Source organism: Natrialba hulunbeirensis JCM 10989 (assembly GCF_000337575.1).
Lineage (GTDB): Archaea > Halobacteriota > Halobacteria > Halobacteriales > Natrialbaceae > Natrialba > Natrialba hulunbeirensis.
The window spans coordinates 1-219 of sequence record NZ_AOIM01000004.1; the positions used below are offsets into that span (position 1 = coordinate 1).

At 58.9% G+C, this 219-nt stretch carries 1 pseudogene; it reads left to right on the top strand.

What is annotated here, in order from left to right:
- Positions 1–219, top strand: a pseudogene (locus C483_RS00490) (RNA-guided endonuclease TnpB family protein); the annotation flags it as partial.

Below are 219 nucleotides of genomic sequence, written 5' to 3' on the forward strand. Positions count from 1 at the left end.
CAGGATTCAGCTGGCGACGGCGTAGCAGGCATCGACCTCGGCATCACGAACATCGCTACGGTTGCCTTCCCCGACGAGTACGTCCTGTACCCCGGCAACTCGCTCAAGCAGGACAAGCACTACTTTACCCGAGCAGAGTACGACACCGAGGGTGAAAATGGGCCGTCACAGAAGTCGATGTGGGCACGTCGAACACTCGCTGACCGCGAAACCCATTTC